We start from the raw sequence: 21288 nt of genomic DNA, 5'->3' as shown, positions 1-21288 counted from the left end.
CTTATGAAGACGTGGGTTTGCACAGTGTGCGGCTGGGTGTATGACGAGGCGAAAGGGGATGCAGACTACGATCTCGCTCCCGGTGTAGCGTTCGATGATTTGCCGGAGGATTTTGTCTGCCCTCTCTGTGGGGTGGATAAGAGCATGTTTGAGCAGCAGGAGTGACAGGATACTTCTGCTCTTGCCCCGCGCGTGCGCGGGGCTTTTTGTATGACAGAGCAGAAGGGCTGGGAAATATTTTGCTTTTCCTTCCGAAATCCCGTATAATGAACTGGATATTTTGAGAAGCACGGACTGCGGAGATTTTATCGGTGCTTCTTTTGTGCAGTTAGGAGATTTGTTGTTGGCAGAGCGAATTGAGATCAGTGCCATTTTTCTCGTCTATATGCTCATAATGATGGGGATTGGTGTCTACTATTATCGGCGGACACGCAATATGAGTGACTACTTCCTCGGCAATCGGAAGCTTGGCGCCTGGGTGACATCAATGAGTGCCGAAGCATCAGATATGTCGGGGTGGATGCTGATGGGGCTGCCCGGCTTCGCCTATGTGGCAGGGCTCAATGCCGGGTGGATTGCGCTCGGTCTTGCGCTTGGGACATGGGCAAATTGGCAGTTTGTCGCGGCGCGTCTGCGTGTCTATACGGAGCTGGCACAGAACTCCCTGACTTTGCCGGATTTCTTTGAAAATCGTTTTTTTGCCCATTCGGGCGCACTGCGCGTTGTTCCGGCGATCTTTATTCTTATCTTTTTTATTCTTTATACCTCGTCAGGCTTTGTGGCGGCAGGGCGTCTCTTTGAGATGATCTTTCAGCTCCCGTATTTGACAGCACTGCTGCTCGGTGCGGCGGTTGTCGTGTTCTATACACTGGTCGGCGGATTTCTCGCCGTGTCACGCACAGATTTTATTCAGGGCGCAATGATGTTTTTTGCCATCCTTGTGGTACCCGTGGGAGCAGCACTGATGTTGGGAGGATTCACGGCAACGGCGGATCTGATCTATACGCAGCACCCCGCATTTTTCTCACCATTAATGAAAGCGGACGGCAGCACGCTGGGGGTCATCGAGTTCATTTCGCTGATGGGGTGGGGGCTTGGCTACTTTGGACAGCCGCATATCCTTGTGCGCTTTATGGCGATCCGCCATGCAGATGAGCTCCCTCAGGCGACACGCATTGCCATGTCGTGGGTAGTGATTTCCCTCTCGGCGGCGATTCTCGTCGGCATGGTGGGAGCGGTATATCTTGAGGTTCCGCTGCTGGGTACGGCTGCAGAGACTGTGTTCCTCACGATGGCGGGCAAGCTCTTTCCGCCAATCGTCGCAGGACTGATCTTGGCGGCGGTGCTGGCGGCGATTATGAGTACGGCATCGGCACAGCTCCTGGTCGCGGCTTCGGCATTCGCACAGGATATCTATCGGCGCAGCTTCCGCCCTGCGGCACAGCAGGGGGAACTGGTCTGGGTAAGCCGCCTGTCCGTTCTTGTCATTGCGGCGGCGGCAATCTACCTCGGACTCAGCCCGGACAATTTTATCCTCGATATGGTGGCATACGCATGGGCAGGCTTCGGCGCCGCTTTTGGCCCTGCGCTTCTTCTGTGCCTCTTTTGGCGGCGGACGACGGCACGTGGTGTGCTCGCAGGCATTGTGACGGGCGGCATGACCGTGCTCGTCTGGAAGCAGTTTGCCTTCTTCGGCCTCTATGAAATCGTCCCGGGCTTTCTGCTGGCACTTCTCGCCGTCTGCCTTGTGAGTTGGATGGATGCAGAGCCGCCTGTGGCCGTGACGGAGCTCTTTGACCGTGTGAATCGGCAGTAGAGAACGGCGCGATGCTCTTATGATGATGACGGAATTTGCCGATATAGAAGAAGTGCTGATATTCAGCCTGCGCCTCTTGGTGCTTACGACGATGGGGAGGATATTATGGCGTTTACCTTTACACATGTGAATTTCAACGTACTTGATCTGGAACGCAGCATGGCGTTTTATGAGATGGCATTTGGCTTTCGGGAGAAGCGCCGTCTGGAGGCGGAGGGCTTTACCCTCGTTTACCTGACGGATGGCACGACGGACTTTGAACTGGAGCTGACGTATCTGCATGAACGCAAGGACCCCTATAATCTTGGGGAAAAAGAGTTCCATCTGGCACTTCATGCGGATGACTACAAAGCGGCACATGAAAGACATACGGAGATGGGAATCATCTGCTATGAAAACGCAGGGATGGGAATTTACTTTGTAGAGGATCCGGATGGTTATTGGATTGAAGTTCTCCCAAAAAACATGTGACGAACGGTTCTTTTTTGTGTATAATATATTCCAAGCCGATTGTTCACAGCAGAGGGGGCGCTTGAATGGGAAAATTGCGGGTGCTGATCGTGGATGACTCCAAGATCAGCCGCGTGATGCTTGCTGAGAACCTAAGGGAGACGGATTTCGAGATCTGTGGGATGGCTGGCGATGCAGCAGAGGCACTGAAGCTCTATACAGAGATGCAGCCAGATCTCGTGACAATGGATATGAATTTGCCGGACACCAACGGGCTGGAGTGCAGCAGACGTATCCTTATACAGAATGCAGATGCACGGATTCTAATGATCAGTGCAATGAAGGATTTGAAGCTTATCACCCAGGGCAAGGCAGTTGGGGTACGTGCATTCCTTCAAAAACCGGTGTCGAAGCATGATCTGGTGGATACGCTGCATCTGATCGCACACGGAACGGAAAGCAGGGAGGCTGCTTTCCGTGAACTTTATGCAAAGCCATTTGCACGGGCACTTCAGCAGGGAACGGCCGGCCTTCTTAAGATGGAGGGCGAAACGGAAATCACACCTTATGTGCCGCGTACGCTTGATGTGAATGGTGCCGCTGTCATCATTGGGATCACGGGGTATACCACTGGTCGTGTCATTCTCTATGCAGAAGAGCCGGTAGTACGCCTTTTTACTATGCATATGCTCGGGCGCTCCACGGTGGAGGAACTTGGTGAAAATGAGGCAGTGGATGCAGTGGAAGAAGCTGCAAACATCATTGCAGGCCGGGCCGTTTCGAAGATCAACAATGTGCTGGACGGGAAGGAACTGCGCTTGACTCCTCCAGGAACGATCTGTGGGACAAAAGTGCATATTGTGAGTCCCCGCATGACGACGTTCTGTATCAGCATACAGCTGCCGATAGGGACGGTCCAGATGAATGTGGGCTTTGCAGAAGGAGAGTAATCGATGGACGCAAAACTGATCAATCCTTTTGTGGATGCCTTTACAACGGTCATGCCGATGCTGGGGTTTCCAGAACCGACGCGCACAAAGCTCTATGCGGCGTCGAGCCGGGTTAAAAGCCACGGCGTGTCCATGCTGGTCGGCTTTACGAAGCAGATTCGTGGGAATGTGGTTTACAATATGAGCGAAGATACGGCGAAGTTCATTGCCTCCCAGATGATGATGGGGATGCCGGTTGAGTCGTTTGACGAGATGGCGCAGAGTGCAATCTCGGAGCTCAGTAATATGCTGACGGCACATACGGCAACGAACATCACGGCACTGGAGCTGGATGTTGATATTTCGACTCCTTCGCTGACGGTTGGTGCCGACTTCGAAGTAAAGGTCTGCGATGGACAATATCTCGTCGTTTCCATGGATCTGAGCGGGAAACTTGTCGAGCTGGATATCGCTGTTGACCAGGTTTAGTATCGAAGGGATGACAGATATGCAGCTTTCTGTCATGCTTTCGCTGCGCAGAACACTTTTTATCGGAGGGGTTGTTCGATGAAGGGTGCAGAGCAGGTGCGTGTCTTTTTTAGAGGAAGACAGGTAGATGCTGCGGGTGAGGAGAGCCGTATTACGCTGTCCGTTATGGGACGGCGTTTTTTGCGTGGAGAGAGCCGCTATGTAAGCTATGACGATGCTGAGCTGATTGAAGGAGCGACGGTGCCGACCATTCTGCGCATCAATACGGAGGAAGTGCGCCTGCAGCGGCGCGGCGTTGTGCGCTGTACACAGAGTTTTGTGCCGGGGCAGGAACGGCACGGAGACTACCGAACACCCTATGGGCGGTTCTCGCTCTCTACATTGACGCGCCGCCTGCGTGTACGCACGCTCTCCAATGGGGTGGAGGAGGCATATATTTTTTATACACTCTATGTTGACGGTATGCGCCAGAGTGACAATACCCTTGAGATACGAATTGAGCCAATGCAAAGGAGACCAAATCAAGGTGGATATCAAACAGCAGATTGAGCAGGCGCTCATCAATGCCGTAAAAGCGGCGGTGTCAGCGGGAGAACTTTCGGAGGGCGGTACGCTTCCGCCCATTCTTCTGGAGGAACCGCCGAACAAGGAACTTGGCGATTTTGCAACAAATTTCGCCATGCAGTCGGCACGTATTTTTCATCAACCTCCGAAGAAGATCGCGGAGATTCTGGGGACTCACATCACGGGCTCATGGCTTGATCATGCAGAGGTGGCGGGTCCCGGCTTTCTTAATTTCTATCTCAAGAAAGATGTGATTGCAGATACGCTGCGCGACATTCTCCGTACAGGGGAGAACTATGGCGCGCTTCCGCCGAAAGATCTGCCTCCGATACAGGTAGAGTACGTCAGTGCGAATCCGACGGGGCCCCTCCACGTCGGACATGGACGCGGTGCGGCGGTTGGCTCGGCACTGGTGAAGCTGCTGCGTACGGCAGGCTATGAGGTCCAGAGTGAATATTATGTCAACGATGCGGGGAAGCAAATGGATCTGCTTGCCATATCGGTGAATGCGCGCTATCTTGAACGACTCGGACAGAAGATTGTATTTCCAGAGAACGGCTATCACGGTGCGGACATCATCGATACAGCACAGCGCATCATTGACCGGGATGGGGATCGCTATCTCGCCTTGTCCGAAGAGGAGCGGTTGGAGAAGTTCAAGGATATTGCCTATAAAGAGAAGCTCGCGGTTCTGAGAGAAGATCTGGCGGATTTTAGGGTGACATTCGATCGCTGGTTCAGTGAGCGCACGCTTCATCCGGAGGCGGTGCAACGCGTTGTTGATGTGCTGCTGGAACGCGGCACAGCCTACGAGAAGGATGGTGCAGTGTGGCTGCGCTCAACGGATTACGGGGACGATAAGGATCGCGTGATTTTCCGCGATAACGGTGTGCCGACGTATCTCGCAGCGGACATTGCCTATCACGATAATAAGTATGCACGCGGCTTCGGCCGGCTCGTCAATATCTGGGGGGCAGATCATCATGGCTATGTTGCCCGTGTGAAGGCAGCGATGGAAGCGCTTGGGCACGATTCAAAGCAGCTGACGGTGCTGCTTCTCCAGATGGTGAGCCTCTATCGGGACGGCGAGGTTGTCAAGCTGAGCAAGCGTACGGGCGAGACGGTTACCCTGCGGGAGCTGATGGAGGAGGTCGGCGTTGATGCGGCACGATATTTCTTCCTGATGCGCTCTCTCGACAGTCAGCTCGATTTTGATCTTGACCTCGCGAAAAAGAAATCGAATGAGAACCCTGTGTACTACATCCAGTACGCACATGCGCGCATCTCGAGCATTTTCCGTCAAGCGGCCGAGATGAGAATTGACCCTGCCGAAGGAGAGAAACTGGATGTCCTGACAGATGAGACGGAGATAGCCCTCATCAAGAAGCTGGGGGCATATCCAGAGGAGATTGAGCGCGCAGCATCGGAACTTGCCCCGCAGCGTATTGCACGGTACAGCCATGAGCTTGCTGCAGCGTTCCATTCGTTTTACAACAAATGCCGCATTGTCGGACAGGAGCCCGTTCTTGCAGCGGCGCGACTTTCTCTTGTGCTTGCGACAGGGCACGTGATTCGTCACAGTCTTGGTATCCTGGGCGTCTCAGCTCCGGAGAAGATGTAATATGACGCTGGTGTGAAAGGAGTTTATCCATGGATTTTGAACATATGTCGGAGGTCGATACGGCCTACCATATCCTGACAGAGAAGAAAGAGCCGATGCATTACAAGGATCTCATCACGGCGGTGATTGAGGCGACGCACCGTCCGGTGCAGTCGTTGGCGATGGCAATTTCAGAGATTTATACGCTGATCAATATGGACAGCCGTTTCCATTATGAAGGGGAGAGCAAGTGGGGACTGACGGAGTGGGTGCCGCCCGAGGTGAAGCGCTCCTCGTCACGGTCATCCTCCGGCTCATCCAAGACAGCTGCCGCAAAGGAGACGACACGCAAAAAAAAGCTTGAGAGTATTCAAAACTGACTGGACTCGGCGGAGGAACGATATGGCAAAGTATATATTTGTTACGGGCGGCGTTGTTTCATCTCTCGGCAAGGGCATTACGGCGGCGTCTCTCGGACGCCTGCTCAAGAACCGCGGCATTAAGGTGACCATCCAGAAGTTCGACCCCTACATCAACATCGACCCGGGAACGATGAGTCCCTATCAGCACGGCGAGGTGTTTGTCACGGACGACGGTGCGGAGACAGATCTGGATCTTGGCCACTATGAGCGCTTTATCGATATAAACCTGACGAAACGATCGAACATTACAACAGGGAAGGTGTATGCCTCTGTGCTCAACAAGGAACGGCACGGAGACTATCTTGGCTCGACGGTGCAGGTGATTCCGCATATTACAAATGAGATCAAACAGCGCGTCTATGATGTGGCAAAGGCAGATAACGCGGATGTCGTTATCACAGAGATCGGCGGGACGGTCGGTGATATCGAGAGCCTTCCGTTCCTTGAGGCAATCCGCCAGGTCAAGAAGGAAGTTGGAAAAAATGATGCTCTCTACATTCATGTGACACTGCTCCCATATATCACGGCGGCAGGAGAGCTCAAGACGAAGCCAACGCAGCACAGTGTCAAGGAGCTGCGCGCCATTGGCATTCAGCCGGACATTCTTGTCTGCCGGACAGAGCAGCCGATCCCGCGCGAGATGAAGGAGAAGATTGCGCTTTTCTGTGATGTGGATGCTGATGCGGTGATTGAGAATCGTACGGCAGCGACGATCTACGAGGTTCCTCTGATGATGCAGCAGGAAGGGCTTGACCGCATTGTCCTCGAAAAGATGGCGATGGATTTTGACCCCTCCAACATGGAAGCATGGGAGAAGATGGTCTTTAAGATCAATCACCCGGCCAAAAAGGTGAAGGTCGCCGTTGTCGGAAAGTACGTAGCTCTGCCCGACGCCTATATGTCCGTGACGGAGGCACTTAATCACGGCGGCATTGAGAATGACGCACAGGTCAAGATCGCATGGATCAATGCAGAGGAGCTGGAGGACCCGAATGCGGATCTCGATGAGCTTTTTGTTGGCTGTAAGGGCATCCTGGTTCCCGGTGGCTTTGGTGACCGCGGCGTTGAGGGCAAGATCCGTGCGATTCAGTATGCGCGTGAGAACGACATTCCATTTCTTGGATTGTGTCTCGGTATGCAATGCGCTGTAATCGAGTTTGCACGGCATGTGGCAGGACTGCCGGGAGCACACAGTACAGAGTTTGTTCCAGAGACGCCGCACCCGGTCATCGCTCTCATGGAGGAACAGCAGGGCGTGGAGGAGAAGGGCGGTACGATGCGCCTCGGTGCCTATCCCTGCGTGTTGGCGGAGGACTCGCATTCCCGTGAAGAATATGGCGAGAGCGAGATCAGTGAGCGTCATCGTCACCGCTTTGAGTTTAATAATGCCTATCGTACACAGCTGACGGAGAAAGGGCTGCGCATCGCGGGAACAAGTCCCGATAATCAGCTCGTGGAGATCGTGGAAATTGAAGATCATCCGTGGTTTGTCGCTTCACAGTTCCATCCGGAGCTGAAGTCACGGCCGAATCATCCGCATCCGCTCTTTGCCGGCTTTATTTGTGCGGCGCTCGCCGCGTCCAAATGAATACACTCTTTTCTCTCCTGCGGTATGATTCTGCTGTTCGACGGCTGACAGAGGTGTTTGGTCGGGCGGCGGAGCAGACCATGGTATACGGTGCTGCAGGGGCATTAAAACACGCCGCTGCTGCTGCTTCCTATGATGCCGCTCCACGTCCGCTTGCCGTTGTGACAGCGGGACGGGAAGCTCTGCGCGGCTGGCAGGAAGATCTAACGGCACTCCTTCCCGAGGCGGATATCTATGAGCTGCCGGAGCTTGACCGCATCGATTTCGCCGCGCCAGGCGCAGCAAAGGGACTGGAACGCTCAGCGCAGCGCATGAATATTCTCGCACGCCTTCTGCGCCATGAACCGATCATTGTGCTGGCGGATATCGGTGCAGCGGCACAGAAAGGGCTCAGTACGGCGGAGTTTTCCCGTGCCGCACTTTCTCTGCGGCTGGGGGAGCAAATTCCGCGTGATACCCTGATGGAGCGGTTGACAGCGCTTGGTTATGAACATGTGCCTGAGGTGGAGAACATTGGGCAATTCAGTGTGCGCGGCGGTATTGTCGATGTGTTTCCCATCAATGCACTTTCGCCCCTGCGCATCGAGTTTTTTGATACGGAGATCGACTCTATGCGGGAGTATGATCCCCAGACCAAGCGCTCCATTAAGAATGTCGGTACGGCTTCCATTATGCCGCTGCGCGCTGCGGATGACCATGGGGAAGCCTGTTTTTTGAGCTACCTCGGCGCAGAAGGGACGAGTGTATTCGATGAGCCGTCGCGCCTGATGGCGGCATTGCAGGATGCCGTGCATGAGGATGCCGTGCGGGCGGCGCGGTGCTTTACATGGGCGGAGATGACCGCAGCCGGCATGGAGGGGCATGAAGTGTTCATCTCTCTGATGAACCGTTCCTTTCCTGCGTGCACTCCGCAGACACTCATTGACATCCGGATGGTACCTATGACCGCGTTTCAACGGCAGTTTTCACTTCTGGAAAGCGAGCTGCACCGTTATCTGGACGAGGGGGCGCGCGTTCTCGTTCTTGCCGGCGGAGCAGAGCAGGCGGTGCGAATGCGCGATATGCTGGCACGCTGGAAGATTCCCGCTGCTGTGTCGCGCGGTACCGATGCGCCGCCTGACAATGCTGTCACTGTCTCCTCCGGGACGCTGCGCGCGGGCTTTGAGTTGAGTGCGTCCCGCATTGCTGTTCTGACGGAGCAGGATATTTTCGGGCGTCACAAGGCAAAATTACGCCGCACGGCATCGGCAGGAGAGCGCATCCGTCATTTTCGCGAGATTGCCCCCGGTGACTATGTCGTGCATGTTTCACACGGCATCGGAAAGTATCTGGGCGTGGAGACCATCGAGGTTGCAGGAGTGCACCGCGACTACCTGCACATTCAGTATGGCGGAGATGACAAGCTCTTTGTCCCGACGGATCAGGTCGGTCTCCTTCAGAAATACATTGGTGCAGAGGGCAGTGCACCGCGACTGCACCGCATGGGGTCGGCGGACTGGGCGCGTGCACGTGCCAAGGCGCAGAAGTCCGTCGAGGACATTGCCGATCACCTGCTTGAGCTCTATGCCGCACGGCGGTTGGCGAAGGGACATGCCTTTGCGCCGGACGATGCGGGACAACGTGAGTTCGAGGAGGCGTTTCCGTATCAGGAGACGGATGATCAGCTGCGTGCCATCGCCGAGATCAAGAACGATATGGAGAGCGAGAAGCCGATGGATCGTCTGCTCTGCGGCGATGTCGGCTTCGGTAAGACCGAGGTTGCGATCCGTGCGGCGTATAAGGCAGCGATGGACGGCTATCAGGTTGCCGTGCTCGTGCCGACGACGGTTCTCGCGCAGCAGCATTATCAGACGTTTGCTGCGCGTTTTGCCGACTTTGCACCGAAGGTGGATGTGGTCTGCCGCTTCCGCACGCTGAGGGAGCAGGCGGAGACACTGCGGGATGTGGCACGCGGGCGCGTGGATATTCTCATCGGGACACATGCAATTCTCAACCGAAAGCGCGTGCGCTTTCATAAACTTGGACTGCTCATCGTGGACGAGGAGCAGCGTTTTGGTGTTACGCAGAAGGAGAGAATCAAGGAATTCGCTGCAGGTGTCGATGTGTTGACGCTCTCGGCGACACCGATCCCGCGCACGCTGCATATGTCGCTGGCAGGGGCGCGCGATATGAGTGTCATTGAGACGCCGCCGGCCGAGCGCCTTCCGGTACAGTCCTACGTGGTGGAGAGCAGCGATGCCGTGATGCGCGGTGCGATCGAGCGTGAGCTGTCGCGCGGCGGGCAGATCTACTTTATTTACAACCGTGTGGAGAGCATCGACCGGATGCGGGAACATCTTTTGCAGCTTGTCCCGCAGGCGCGTATCGCTTCTGCACACGGGCAGATGAGTGAGGATATCTTGGAGCAGGTTATGATGGACTTTTACGAGGGCCATTATGACATTCTGCTTGCAACGAGTATCATTGAGAACGGCATTGACGTTGCCAATGCGAATACGATCATTATCTATGATGCGGATCGCTTCGGGCTCTCACAGCTCTATCAGATGCGCGGGCGTGTGGGACGCTCAGCAAAGATGGCGTTCGCCTACTTTACCTATCGCCGCGACAAGGTGCTCAGTGAAATGGCGGAGAAGCGTTTGCAGGCAATGAGGGAGTTTGCGCGGCTCGGCTCAGGCTTTAAGATCGCTATGCGGGATCTCGAGATTCGTGGGGCAGGAAGCCTTCTCGGAGCGCAGCAGCACGGGCATATTGCGGGTGTCGGATTCGAGATGTACGTGAAGCTGCTCGAGGAAACAGTGGAACGCAAAAGGGGAGAGAAGCCTGCTCCGCCGCCTGTGCAGACCGTCATCGACCTTCCCGTGGAGGCGTATCTGGACGGTGGTTATATCGAGGACGCCATGCATAAGATCGAGATCTATCAGAAGATTGCGGCTGTGCAGACGGAGGAAGATCTCGATGCGCTTCTTGACGAGCTGATCGATCGTTTTGGCGAGCCGAGTACGCCTGCCCTTGCTCTGCTTGATATCGCACGCATCAAGAATGCAGCGCGGACGTTTCATGCGCGGAGTATCGTGCTGAAGGAGAATGCACTCGACATTGCGCTGCCGACGGACGAGAAACTGCCGCTGCCCGCACTTATGCGCCTCGATCATGTTTTCGGGAGGCGTATTGGTCCCTTGCCGGAGGGGAGCGGCTACCGTATCCGCTTGTCGGCACGCGAGAGCCAAAACGTGTTGGATACGGTGCTGGAGGTTGTACAGCTGATCACGGGAGAGCAGCATGAATAACTATCGTTTGACCGTCGCGGGACTTGGCCCCGGTGATGCAGGGCTGATGACGCGTGAAACATGGACGCGGATTGAACAGGCGGAGCAGATTGTCCTGCGTACGCACATCCACCCGAGTGCAGAAGCACTGGATACTGCGCACATTGACTATGAGTCGTATGACGGACTCTATGAGAAGACGGCGGACTTTGAGACGCTGTATGCGGCGATTGTCACCGATCTTTGTACGCGTGCCCGTACCGGAAATCTGCTCTATCTCGTTCCCGGCAGCCCGCACGTTGCGGAGCGTACGGTGCAGCTCCTGCGTACGGCAGCAGAGGAAGAGGCAATCTCTCTCGAGATTTTGCCGGGCATGAGCTTTTTGGATCCGCTCTTTGCAGCAGTTGGCATCGATCCCGTAAATGGACTTTCCATTCTCGACGCGCTGAACGAGGAACAGGTCAGTGCACCGCTGAGGCAGGACTGCATCTTCACGCAGGTATATTCCCGTGCAATTGCGTCTGATCTCAAGCTCCTCTTGATGGAACACCTCTCCGATATGCAGGAGGTATACTATCTGCATCATCTCAGTCTGCCCGATCAGGAGGTACGGCGCATACCGCTTTTTGAACTGGATCGGCAGGACAATATGGACCATTTGACCACCATTTTTGTCCCTTATTCACCGTTTTTTTGAAAAAAAAGCTAAAAAATCGACATGTTTTTGGGAAAAATCATCTTTTTTTAATTTTTCCCCTTGATTTTTCGGGGTAATTCTGTTAAATTCTCTCATGACAGCGCGACCCCATAGAGTCGCGAGGAAAATGGAAAATATCTTAAAGGAGGATGCTACTTTGAACAAGCAGGAATTGGTCGCAAACGTAGCAGAGCAGGCAAGTCTCACGAAGAAGGACGCGGAGAAGGCAGTCAACGCCCTTTTCGAGACGATCAAGGGTGCGCTTTCCGAGGGTGACAAAGTTCAGCTGATCGGGTTTGGCACGTTTGAGGTAAAGGATCGTAAGGCGCGCAAGGGCCGCAACCCCCAGACGGGCAAGGTGATTGAAATCGCGGCTTCGCGTAACCCTGTGTTCAAGGCGGGCAAGGCTCTGAAGGATTCTGTGAACTGATTTTGCAGAGTGACCGGACTTCCGATGGGAGTCCGGTTTTTCTGCGTTGTGGAATAAATATGAAGAACCAAGTCTTTGCCGTGGATGCATTTGCCGGGAAGACAGCGTTGATTTCCGGAGGGACATCCGGCATCGGGCGTGCGGCCGCCGCAATCTTTCTGGATGCCGGCGCACAGGTCGTACTCATGGGGCGTGATGAGGAGCGCGGGAGCGAAGCACTCCATTTCCTCTCGGGGGCAGAGAGGGCATCGTTCTGTGCGGGAGACGTGCGCTTCTCTCAGGACTGCAGACGCGCTGTTGAGAAGACCATGGCCTGCTGCGGCGCACTCGACATCCTTGTCAATGCGGCAGGAGTCTACGAAGAGGGGGCGATTGACCATATTGCTCCGCAAGAACTGGATGCGCTGATTGATACAAATCTCAAGGGAACAATTTATCTGACCCAGGCTGCACTCCCGTGTCTGCGGCAGACGCACGGGAATATCGTGAATATCGCCTCCGATGCCGGTCTGCATGGGAATTATTTTTGTGCGGCTTATGCAGCAACTAAGGGGGCTGTCGTCGCGCTGACGCGTTCGCTTGCCCTTGAGACGGCGCATGACGGTGTGCGTGTGAACGCTGTTGCACCGGCGGATGTGCTCACCCCACTCACGGAGCACCAGCTCTGCCCACATCTTTCACGTGAGGATCAGCTGCGGGAGATGGCGTCCATCTACCCGCTTGGACGCATCGGCACGGCAGAAGAGGCCGCTGCCGTCGCCGTCTTTCTTGCCTCCTCCGCGGCGGCATGGATCACAGGAAGTGTTTATACAGTTGACGGCGGGCTGACGGCGTAATCTCCATATAGCTGTGTCCTGCGTAAAAAATTTTGTCCATTGTTCAAAATTGTGCTAAAATAATTGTATTCGAACGAGGAGGTGTCCGATGGGGCAAGCCCGCATTCTCATTTTAACCGCCTCCATCGGATCGGGGCATACGCGGGCGGCGGAGGCAATCCGTGCAGCCCTGATGGCGCGGCCGGAGGCAGCAGAACTGGAGATCAGCGTTGTGGACTTTATGTCGCGTGACGTGTCCATGATTCACTACCTTATGAAACGCGTTTATTTGACGATGCTTCGTTTTGTGCCCAATCTCTATGATGTGTTCTTCCGTATGGCAGGAAAGAGAGCCGGCGGAGGCATGGTGCGTGCTGCATTTGCTTGGGTAATGGTGCGCACGATGGGGCGCATCATACGGGGGCATCAGCCCAATCTTGTGGTCGCAACCCACCCTTTTCCTGAAGGGGCGGCAGCGCTGTGGCGCATACGGCATGACGCGCACTTTCTGCTTGCGGCACTCCTCACGGACTATGCTCTTCATGCGATCTGGTTTGTTCGTGACGTAGATGCCTACTTTGTTGCGACAGAGGCAATGGCCGATGATATGGCGGCGTTTGGCTTCGACCGTCAACAGATTTATGCGACGGGGATTCCCATCACTCTTACCGCAAGCCGCTTGGCACGTCGTGAGGCGCAGGAACAGGCGGGGCTTTCGGAGGATCTGCCAACCCTGCTCCTCATGGGCGGAGGGCTCGGTCTTGGCGATATGGACACGACTCTTGCGGCATTAGAGCAGGTAGAGCAGCGGCTTTCCATACTTGTGGTGGCCGGCCGCAATACCGCACTTGAGGAACGTGCGCGGGTCATGGCACAGCGTTCGCACCATGCGGTATATGTTCGTGGGTATACCAATGAAGTAGCGGTATTGATGCGTGCATCGGATCTTCTTATTACAAAACCTGGTGCACTCACGATCAGTGAGGCGTTCGCGGCGGGTCTGCCGCTTCTTCTGCACGATCCGATCCCCGGCCCCGAGACGGAGAATGCCGTCTATGCCACGCGCTGCGGTGCGGCGGTGTGGCTGCATCCGGGAGAGCGCATGGCTCCTGCTGTGGAGGAGATCCTTGCCCATCGGCTTCCGGCGATGCGCAGAGCGGCACACGCCTGTGCCAGAGAGGAAGCGGCACAGCGTGCAGCAGGGATACTGATGGAGATGCTGAGGGGAAAGTGAGGAATACATACGGATGACTCGGAAAAAGAGTGCGCGGCGGCCGCGTTGGTTTATGGTCGTTATGCTGCTGATCCTTGGCTATTTCGGTACGATGATCATATCGCAGGGAATCTATCTTTTTCATGTCCGCGCGGAACAGCACGCGGCATCTGAACGCCTCGCTGCGGCACAGGAGGAAAACAATCATTTGCAGGCGGAAAAGACACATCTTGGCGAACTTCCATACATTGAAAAATTGGCGCGTGAGGAACTTGGCATGACAGGGGCAGGAGAACTTCCTTATGCCCCCGGAAAACGTTCAGGCGGCAACTGATACGGCATGCATCTTCTTGACAGGTTGGGCGTATGACCTGTATAATGAACGGGTCTGACAGGGGGAGAGTTCCCTCGGTGATTTGTAGTTGAAGGGAAGAGTTGCTTTGGCCATTGAAGTTGGCAGCGTAGTGGAAGGCGTCGTCACAGGAATTACGAATTTTGGCGCTTTTGTCGAACTTCCGGAAGGAAAGACGGGGCTGATTCACATCTCTGAGGTTGCCGATGTTTATGTGAATGATGTCCATGATTTCCTCAAGGAGCATGACAAAGTCAAGGTCAAGGTGCTCACCGTTGACGAACGTGGAAAGATCGGCCTGTCGATCAAGGCACTTCAGGATAAACCGTCAGCGGGGCAGCAGGCTGCTGCAGCTCCAGTGCGCCCCCCACGCCCGTCGCGTGATATGCGCCGCACGGCGGCATCACGACAGATCGGTTCGCCCTCGTTTGAGGATAAGCTGTCGCGGTTTTTGAAGGACAGCGATGAGCGGCTGACAGATTTGCGCCGCAAGACGGATTCTAAGCGCGGAGGGCGTGGGTCACGGCGCGGCTGATCTTGGCACATCTCTTTTGAACCCGATGGGATATGAGGAGAAAAAAGACACTCCATATGGAGTGCCTTTTTTATGGAATCATGAATGGATAAATCTCCTCGATGGTTGTTCATAAGGCAGGCGGGAATATGCGAAGCTTTATCCGTAACTCCTGTAATCAGGAGAGCATATTGAACGCACGGGTGACCGATGTCCTGCGTGCACATGATCTCTATACTCCAAACAGCTCTGTGCTCTGTGCCTGCTCAGGGGGGACGGACTCCCTCGCTTTGCTTGACGTTCTCATGAGATTACGTGCAGAGGGGGGGCCGCACGTGATGTGTGCCCACTATGAACACGGGATTCGCGGAGGATCATCACGGGCGGACGCAGATGCTGTTGCCGCGTATTGTGCGGAGCACCATATTCCGTGCGTGATCGAGGCGGGGGATGTGCCGTATTATGCGCGCGCACATAAGTGCTCGATAGAGACAGCGGCACGTGTCTGCCGCTATGACTTCCTCCATCGGGTACATATCCGTGAGCAGTGCGACGGCATCGCACTTGCCCATCATGCAGACGATCTCGCAGAAACGGTGCTGATGCGCATCCTTCGCGGGACGGGGCCGGCGGGGCTTGCCGCTATGCGTGTGTGGGACGGCGTGCACCTGCGGCCATTTCTCTTTACGGCACGTGCTGAGATTGAGGTGTACATCCGAGAGCACAATCTTCGTCCCTGCCATGATGTGACGAATGATCAGCAGGATATCCAGCGCAACCGCATTCGTCATGCCTTGCTGCCGGAGCTTCGTACCTACGGCAATCCTGCCGTAGACGATGCACTTGTGCGTCTCAGTATACTTTCCGCGGAAGAGGATGATTATCTCGCACAGCTTGCTGCGGAAGAGCTGCGGCGGGCTGTGTGTCGGGATGGACTTTCTGCCGCCGCTGTGCGTGCCTTGCATCCTGCGATGCAGCGGCGTGTCCTGCGGCTTTTTTGGGCATCGACAACCAAGGAGCAGGATTTTTCGTATCATCAAGAGGAGCGGATGCGTGCGCTTCTCGCTTCCCGGGGAACGGCGCAGTGCAGCCTGCCGCATGGATGGACTGCTGTCCTGCGCTATGATATGCTCTTCCTGCAGCATGGAGCATGTCCGACGAAACAGCCGCAGGGGGATGCGGAAGAAATTTTCCTTCCCTTGCACTGCGAATATGATATAATGACCTTCAAAGGAAGATTATTTTCTCTGCGGCGGGGGATCGTTATGCGGGCGGACGAATGGCAGAAGGCAGTGTGCGGAAAGGCTGTCTATGCTGATGCGGCGGAGCTGCCGCCGCTTGTTCTTCGAACGCGGCGGCCAGGAGACTATATGCAGCTCCCCATCGGATGCAAAAAACTCAAAGAGATTATGATCGATGATAAGATCCCGCGTGAAACGCGGGACAGTATTCCGGTGCTTGCCGTTGCAGGCAGCAGTGAGATCTTTTGGATGGTCGGGGGAAGGCGAAGCATCCTTGCACCGGTGACGGAGCATAGTACTGTTTTGGCCGTTGAGTGGGAAAAGGAGAATACAACATCATGATGAGTGATGATATTGAGCGCATATCTTTCTCGGCCGAGGAGATCCATACGCGCGTACGGGAACTTGGTGCGCAGATCACGCGGGACTATTGTGATGCACAGGAGACGGTCTACTGCGTTGGTATTCTGAAGGGTGCAGCCGTTTTCTTTACGGACCTTGTACGTGCGATTGACCGTCCGGTTGACTTTGATTTTATGATTGTGTCCAGTTATGGGGATGCCGCTGTGTCCAGTGGGCAGGTCAAGATATTGAAAGATCTTGATTTTTCCATCGAAGGAAAGCATGTCCTCATTGTTGAGGACATCATCGACTCGGGGACAACGATGCACTACCTGAAAGGATTGCTGCAGGGACGACATCCCAAGAGCATCCGCCTCTGTGCATTTCTATCGAAGCCGTCACGCCGTGTAACGCCGGTGAAGATTGACTATCTTGGGTATGAGGTTCCTGATGAGTTCCTTGTTGGCTATGGTCTTGACTACGCGGAGAAATATCGAAATCTGCCCTATATTGGAGTGCTTCGGCATTCCGTTTACGAATGAAGGAGGAGTGTTTTGAATCAATCATTACTGCGCAATCTTGCGTTCTATGCGCTCATGTTCTTCGTCGTTTGGACCGTCGCTGACTATATGTCTGGCAGTCATCAAACAGCGCAGGCAACAGCACTCAGTTACAGTGATTTTACTGAAAAAGTAACAGACGGTGAAGTGGACAAAGTTGTTATCGTCCAAAACAACATCCGCGGCACACTGAAGGATGGAACGGAGTTCACCACGATCGCGCCGGATGCGCCGAGCAGTGACCGTAATCTCTATACGCGCCTCTCAGAGAAAGGGGTATCCATCTCGGCGGAAAATCCGCCGGAGCCGCCGTGGTGGCAGACACTCCTCACATCGCTGATTCCAATCGCACTGCTGATCGGGTTCTGGTTCTTCATCATGCAGCAATCTCAGATGGGCGGCGGCCGTATGATGAACTTCGGCAAGTCGCGCGTACGGCTCATGGTGAGTGACAAGAAAAAGGTAACGTTTGCTGACGTGGCGGGCGCGGACGAGGCGAAGCAGGAACTCGAAGAAGTCGTCGAATTCCTCAAGACGCCGGATAAATTCAACGAGCTTGGGGCACGCATTCCGAAGGGGGTTCTCCTCTTCGGCCCTCCGGGTACAGGTAAGACACTTCTTGCAAAGGCCGTCGCAGGTGAGGCAGGCGTTCAGTTTTTTACCATCAGTGGTTCGGACTTTGTTGAGATGTTCGTCGGTGTCGGTGCGTCACGCGTGCGTGATCTGTTTGAGCAGGCAAAGAAGGCGGCACCCTGTATCGTCTTTATCGATGAGATCGATGCTGTTGGACGCCAACGTGGTGCGGGACTTGGCGGCGGGCATGATGAGCGTGAGCAGACGCTTAATCAGCTCCTCGTTGAGATGGATGGTTTTGCCTCCAATGAGGGCATCATCATTATCGCAGCGACGAACCGTCCCGATGTACTTGACCCGGCACTCCTGCGTCCCGGCCGTTTCGACCGGCAGATTGTTGTCGATAAGCCGGATGTGCGCGGACGTGAGGCAATCCTTAAAGTGCATACCAAGGGGAAGCCAATTGCCGATGATGTCGACCTTGATGTGCTCGCACGGCGAACGCCCGGCTTTACCGGCGCGGATCTCAGCAACCTTGTAAATGAGGCGGCACTCCTCGCCGCACGCCGTGACAAGAAGAAGATTACGATGGCGGAGATGGAAGAGGCGATAGAGCGCGTCCTCGCAGGTCCGGAGCGCAAGTCACATGTCATGACGGATGAGGAAAAGCGTCTTACCGCGTATCATGAAGGCGGACATACCCTCGTTGGACTCCTGCTCGAACACGCCGATCCCGTACATAAGGTTACGATCATTCCGCGCGGGCGCGCGGGCGGCTATATGCTTTCCCTGCCGAAGGAAGATCGTTCCTACCGCACGCGCTCTGAGCTCATCGACCGCATTAAGGTCGCCCTCGGCGGACGTGTTGCGGAGGAGGTCGTCCTTGGTGAGATCAGCACGGGCGCGTCCAGTGACATTCAGCAGGCAACGCGCATCATCCGCAGCATGATCATGGAGTACGGCATGAGCGATGCAATTGGCCCGATTGCCTATGGTGAAGAGAATCATCAGGTGTTCCTCGGCCGTGATTTGAATCGCGAGCGGAACTACTCCGAGGAGATTGCGGGCGAGATTGACCGTGAGGTGCGCCGTTACATCGAAGAGGCGTATGAAGCGTGCCGTACGATCATCGTGGAGAATCGTGACAAACTCGACCTGATCGCCAAGGAACTTCTCGAGCGTGAGACGCTCAGTGCGGCTGAACTTGAGGAGCTGATGACGAAAGGCTCGATCAGCGACAAGGATGAGAAAGATGACGATACGGACGACATGGGAAATCCCGCGCCGATTCCTGTCGATGTCGTGATTGATGACTCCACCCAGACCAGCGAGGAGGCAGAGCGTGCCGCCGAAGAACGCCCTGCGCCAGTCGCCGCACCAGAACCGAAGTTCAACGTAACCCAGTGGGATAAATAATGGAAAGGCATTGCCGCAAGGAAAGGTGAGCGACAGTGCCTTTTTTCTTTAAATCATGTATGATTCTTCCGATAGTTATAATATAGGGAAAAGGGTTCAGCAGGGGGACAGAGAGGTTTGTATGCAGTGGTATGAGGAGATCATGGACACAGCACAGGAAGCTGTGGAGTACATCGGCAGTGCGCTTTCCACAGACGGCAGCATGGAAGAACCGACGCGTCAGGTGCTGACGGATTTTGCTGCGGCGATGAACGGAGTTGCAGAGCGCTTATCCCAGGAGAAGGGGACGCTCATGGAAAAGTGCCGTCGCTATGCACTGAATGCAGCGTGCAGTGGACAGAAAGCGTTGGCTGCGGAAGACGCACGGGATGCGAGGAAGTATTTTTTCTACGAATTGCGGCCGCTCTTTTTGGATCTGCGCTATCAGTTGGATGTGGAATATCACATCCTGCAGCATCCAGAAGGACGGGATGCCTATCTGGCGCAGACGATTGCGGCATTTGAGGCGGCGCGGAAGAGACCGCGCCGGACGGACTTCAAATACCGCGTGTCGATCATCGTCCCTGCCTACAACAAAGTGGAGTATTCGCGTTGTGCCATTGACAGCCTCTTTCGCCATACGGACTTTTCACATGGAGATATTGAACTCATTACGATCAACGATGGATCGTCGGATGGAACAGAGGCGTATTTTAACAGCCTGCCTCACGAGAAGAAAATCAATCTGAAGTACAACGTATACAATCACCTCGGGTGGGGGATAGCCCGTCATATCGCAGAGGGCGAGTACGTCGTCTACTTCTCCAACGATGCCGTCGCCACACCGCATTGGCTGGAAAATCTCCTTGCCGTGCACCAGGCGGAGAAGGATGTCTTCTGGGTCGTTCCCACGTGTAATGAGAACTGCATCTCCAATCGCCAAGGAATTCCGGTAGACTATGAAAATCGGTTTGAGGCAATGCCGGAAATGGAGGCGTTTGCTGCAGCGCATAATGTGTCGAACCCACTCCTCTGGGAGGAACGGGCCGTTCTTATGCCCTTTGTGAGCGTTGTGCCAAATCTTTTTGATGTGCCCGAGATTCGTGCAGACTATCGCTATGTCCTCTGTGATTTTGAGGATGATGATTTTTCTGCAACACTACGCCGATCGGGATTTCGTCAAATTCTCGCAAAGGATACCTTTGTCCATCATTTCGGGGGAGTAACCTTAAACGAGGTGCGCACGAAGCGCGGAAATTATAAGACCATTATATCCATGCGTCCGGTCTTTCAAAGCAAATGGGGTGTCGACCCGTGGGAGTCACGAGGTCATCTGCCTTTTTTGGATCAATTGTTGGAGAGCATTCCTGCGGGTGAAGTTCCTGCGCGTATTCTTTTCATTGAACCAATGTTTGGCGAGGGCCTTTTGACCATTCGCAACTACTTCCGCCGTATTCAGAAGAAGGTCGTGATCGATGCTGTTGTCTGCAATGAGAGATATTTGACTGAAGCAAAGTATATGGCAGACACGGTCCTGCGACTGACAGCTCTTGACAACCTGCCGGATGAAGTGAAAGAGAACTATGATGCTGTCATCTTGGGAGCATTTCTCAATGTGCTGCCCATTTCAGGGATTGTTCCATTCTTCATACAAATGCATGACATCCTGAAATCTAATGGATCTATTTATGTATCTCTGCTCAATTACAACAGCTTTGAACATGTAATGGAGAATCTCCCCAACGATATACCTTGTCTCATCTATGACAGCATTCTGTCGTTAAATGGAGGACGCGTTTTTCCCATTCCGCGCCTTGTCCATGCATTGAAAGAGCAGTTCTCCGCTGAACGTGTACATGTCGGCTATTGGACGCGTGCTCATTATTTTGAGGATATAACTGGTTTTGAGCAGATGGTGACACAGATTCTCGGGGCATCAAGCGATCTGCATTATTTATTGGCAGGAGATGTCGTCATGCTGTGTGTCCGATAATGTATAAGTGAAACGCGTCAGGGATACGAGGGGAGT

Annotated in this window: 20 protein-coding genes; all 20 read left to right on the top strand. The window is 54.5% G+C overall.

What is annotated here, in order from left to right; all coding sequences use genetic code 11:
* Nucleotides 1–3: 3 nt before the first annotated feature.
* The 20 genes from HMPREF0908_RS02260 (at nucleotide 4) to HMPREF0908_RS02165 (ending at nucleotide 21252) form a co-directional block, all read left to right on the top strand.
* Nucleotides 4–165, top strand: a complete 162-nt coding sequence (locus HMPREF0908_RS02260) for a rubredoxin (protein WP_006689806.1) — start codon at nucleotides 4–6, stop codon at nucleotides 163–165.
* Nucleotides 166–343: 178 nt separating this feature from the next.
* The gene (gene putP, locus HMPREF0908_RS02255) at nucleotides 344–1816 is read left to right on the top strand and encodes a sodium/proline symporter PutP (protein ID WP_040572344.1); all 1473 of its coding nucleotides are present in this window, start codon (nucleotides 344–346) and stop codon (nucleotides 1814–1816) included.
* A gap of 105 nt (nucleotides 1817–1921) precedes the next feature.
* Nucleotides 1922–2287, top strand: coding sequence for a VOC family protein (locus HMPREF0908_RS02250; RefSeq protein ID WP_006689804.1), 366 nt, complete (start codon nucleotides 1922–1924; stop codon nucleotides 2285–2287).
* Between the two features lie 65 nt (nucleotides 2288–2352).
* On the top strand, nucleotides 2353–3216 hold the full coding sequence (locus tag HMPREF0908_RS02245; protein WP_006689803.1) for a response regulator: 864 nt from the start codon (nucleotides 2353–2355) through the stop codon (nucleotides 3214–3216).
* Nucleotides 3217–3219: 3 nt separating this feature from the next.
* Nucleotides 3220–3684 carry a chemotaxis protein CheX gene (locus tag HMPREF0908_RS02240; protein ID WP_006689802.1) on the top strand — a complete coding sequence of 155 codons (465 nt, stop codon included), beginning with the start codon at nucleotides 3220–3222 and terminating at the stop codon, nucleotides 3682–3684.
* Nucleotides 3685–3762: 78 nt separating this feature from the next.
* Complete coding sequence (locus tag HMPREF0908_RS02235; protein WP_006689801.1) at nucleotides 3763–4233, top strand: YwiB family protein; 471 nt, start codon at nucleotides 3763–3765, stop codon at nucleotides 4231–4233.
* Nucleotides 4211–5869 carry an arginine--tRNA ligase gene (gene argS / locus HMPREF0908_RS02230; protein WP_040572343.1) on the top strand — a complete coding sequence of 553 codons (1659 nt, stop codon included), beginning with the start codon at nucleotides 4211–4213 and terminating at the stop codon, nucleotides 5867–5869. The genes HMPREF0908_RS02235 and argS overlap by 23 nt, the downstream gene beginning before the upstream one ends.
* Before the next feature lie 29 nt (nucleotides 5870–5898).
* On the top strand, nucleotides 5899–6228 hold the full coding sequence (gene rpoE, locus HMPREF0908_RS02225; RefSeq protein WP_006689799.1) for a DNA-directed RNA polymerase subunit delta: 330 nt from the start codon (nucleotides 5899–5901) through the stop codon (nucleotides 6226–6228).
* A gap of 22 nt (nucleotides 6229–6250) precedes the next feature.
* Nucleotides 6251–7858 carry a CTP synthase gene (locus HMPREF0908_RS02220; protein ID WP_006689798.1) on the top strand — a complete coding sequence of 536 codons (1608 nt, stop codon included), beginning with the start codon at nucleotides 6251–6253 and terminating at the stop codon, nucleotides 7856–7858.
* Nucleotides 7855–11148, top strand: a complete 3294-nt coding sequence (gene mfd / locus HMPREF0908_RS02215; RefSeq protein WP_006689797.1) for a transcription-repair coupling factor — start codon at nucleotides 7855–7857, stop codon at nucleotides 11146–11148. Before HMPREF0908_RS02220 ends, mfd begins: the two co-directional genes overlap by 4 nt.
* Nucleotides 11141–11824 carry an SAM-dependent methyltransferase gene (locus HMPREF0908_RS02210; RefSeq protein WP_006689796.1) on the top strand — a complete coding sequence of 228 codons (684 nt, stop codon included), beginning with the start codon at nucleotides 11141–11143 and terminating at the stop codon, nucleotides 11822–11824. Before mfd ends, HMPREF0908_RS02210 begins: the two co-directional genes overlap by 8 nt.
* A 157-nt stretch (nucleotides 11825–11981) precedes the next feature.
* Nucleotides 11982–12254: an HU family DNA-binding protein gene (locus HMPREF0908_RS02205; protein ID WP_040572342.1), complete on the top strand. Its 273-nt coding sequence runs from the start codon at nucleotides 11982–11984 to the stop codon at nucleotides 12252–12254.
* 59 nt (nucleotides 12255–12313) lie between these two features.
* Nucleotides 12314–13090, top strand: a complete 777-nt coding sequence (locus HMPREF0908_RS02200; RefSeq protein ID WP_006689794.1) for an SDR family NAD(P)-dependent oxidoreductase — start codon at nucleotides 12314–12316, stop codon at nucleotides 13088–13090.
* Between the two features lie 88 nt (nucleotides 13091–13178).
* Nucleotides 13179–14303 (top strand): MGDG synthase family glycosyltransferase, encoded by a 1125-nt coding sequence (locus tag HMPREF0908_RS02195; RefSeq protein ID WP_006689793.1) that lies wholly within the window; start codon nucleotides 13179–13181, stop codon nucleotides 14301–14303.
* Between the two features lie 13 nt (nucleotides 14304–14316).
* Nucleotides 14317–14616 (top strand): FtsB family cell division protein, encoded by a 300-nt coding sequence (locus tag HMPREF0908_RS02190; RefSeq protein WP_040572341.1) that lies wholly within the window; start codon nucleotides 14317–14319, stop codon nucleotides 14614–14616.
* Between the two features lie 106 nt (nucleotides 14617–14722).
* Nucleotides 14723–15169, top strand: coding sequence for a S1 domain-containing RNA-binding protein (locus tag HMPREF0908_RS02185; RefSeq protein ID WP_040572340.1), 447 nt, complete (start codon nucleotides 14723–14725; stop codon nucleotides 15167–15169).
* A gap of 170 nt (nucleotides 15170–15339) precedes the next feature.
* Nucleotides 15340–16731 carry a tRNA lysidine(34) synthetase TilS gene (gene tilS / locus HMPREF0908_RS02180; RefSeq protein WP_006689789.1) on the top strand — a complete coding sequence of 464 codons (1392 nt, stop codon included), beginning with the start codon at nucleotides 15340–15342 and terminating at the stop codon, nucleotides 16729–16731.
* Complete coding sequence (gene hpt / locus HMPREF0908_RS02175) at nucleotides 16728–17273, top strand: hypoxanthine phosphoribosyltransferase (protein WP_006689788.1); 546 nt, start codon at nucleotides 16728–16730, stop codon at nucleotides 17271–17273. The genes tilS and hpt overlap by 4 nt, the downstream gene beginning before the upstream one ends.
* A gap of 12 nt (nucleotides 17274–17285) precedes the next feature.
* Entirely contained in the window at nucleotides 17286–19280 is a 1995-nt protein-coding gene (gene ftsH / locus HMPREF0908_RS02170; RefSeq protein ID WP_040572339.1) for an ATP-dependent zinc metalloprotease FtsH, read from the top strand.
* Between the two features lie 121 nt (nucleotides 19281–19401).
* Nucleotides 19402–21252, top strand: a complete 1851-nt coding sequence (locus HMPREF0908_RS02165) for a glycosyltransferase family 2 protein (protein ID WP_040572338.1) — start codon at nucleotides 19402–19404, stop codon at nucleotides 21250–21252.
* Nucleotides 21253–21288 lie beyond the last annotated feature (36 nt).

It is taken from the genome of Centipeda flueggei ATCC 43531 (assembly GCF_000160695.1).
Lineage (GTDB): Bacteria > Bacillota > Negativicutes > Selenomonadales > Selenomonadaceae > Centipeda > Centipeda flueggei.
Note: the sequence above shows the minus strand (reverse complement) of the source record. Positions and strands in the feature narration are given on the sequence as shown.

Excerpts from the sequence above, each read along its gene's own strand:
- HMPREF0908_RS02190 (WP_040572341.1), top strand. The coding sequence starts at position 14,317 with ATGACTCGGAAAAAGAGTGCGCGGCGGCCGCGTTGGTTTATGGTCGTT.
- rpoE (WP_006689799.1), top strand. The coding sequence starts at position 5,899 with ATGGATTTTGAACATATGTCGGAGGTCGATACGGCCTACCATATCCTG.
- HMPREF0908_RS02165 (WP_040572338.1), top strand. The coding sequence starts at position 19,402 with ATGCAGTGGTATGAGGAGATCATGGACACAGCACAGGAAGCTGTGGAG.
- HMPREF0908_RS02245 (WP_006689803.1), top strand. The coding sequence starts at position 2,353 with ATGGGAAAATTGCGGGTGCTGATCGTGGATGACTCCAAGATCAGCCGC.
- HMPREF0908_RS02235 (WP_006689801.1), top strand. The coding sequence starts at position 3,763 with ATGAAGGGTGCAGAGCAGGTGCGTGTCTTTTTTAGAGGAAGACAGGTA.
- HMPREF0908_RS02250 (WP_006689804.1), top strand. The coding sequence starts at position 1,922 with ATGGCGTTTACCTTTACACATGTGAATTTCAACGTACTTGATCTGGAA.
- mfd (WP_006689797.1), top strand. The coding sequence starts at position 7,855 with ATGAATACACTCTTTTCTCTCCTGCGGTATGATTCTGCTGTTCGACGG.
- HMPREF0908_RS02260 (WP_006689806.1), top strand. The coding sequence starts at position 4 with ATGAAGACGTGGGTTTGCACAGTGTGCGGCTGGGTGTATGACGAGGCG.
- HMPREF0908_RS02195 (WP_006689793.1), top strand. The coding sequence starts at position 13,179 with ATGGGGCAAGCCCGCATTCTCATTTTAACCGCCTCCATCGGATCGGGG.
- HMPREF0908_RS02220 (WP_006689798.1), top strand. The coding sequence starts at position 6,251 with ATGGCAAAGTATATATTTGTTACGGGCGGCGTTGTTTCATCTCTCGGC.
- HMPREF0908_RS02200 (WP_006689794.1), top strand. The coding sequence starts at position 12,314 with ATGAAGAACCAAGTCTTTGCCGTGGATGCATTTGCCGGGAAGACAGCG.
- HMPREF0908_RS02210 (WP_006689796.1), top strand. The coding sequence starts at position 11,141 with ATGAATAACTATCGTTTGACCGTCGCGGGACTTGGCCCCGGTGATGCA.
- hpt (WP_006689788.1), top strand. The coding sequence starts at position 16,728 with ATGATGAGTGATGATATTGAGCGCATATCTTTCTCGGCCGAGGAGATC.
- HMPREF0908_RS02240 (WP_006689802.1), top strand. The coding sequence starts at position 3,220 with ATGGACGCAAAACTGATCAATCCTTTTGTGGATGCCTTTACAACGGTC.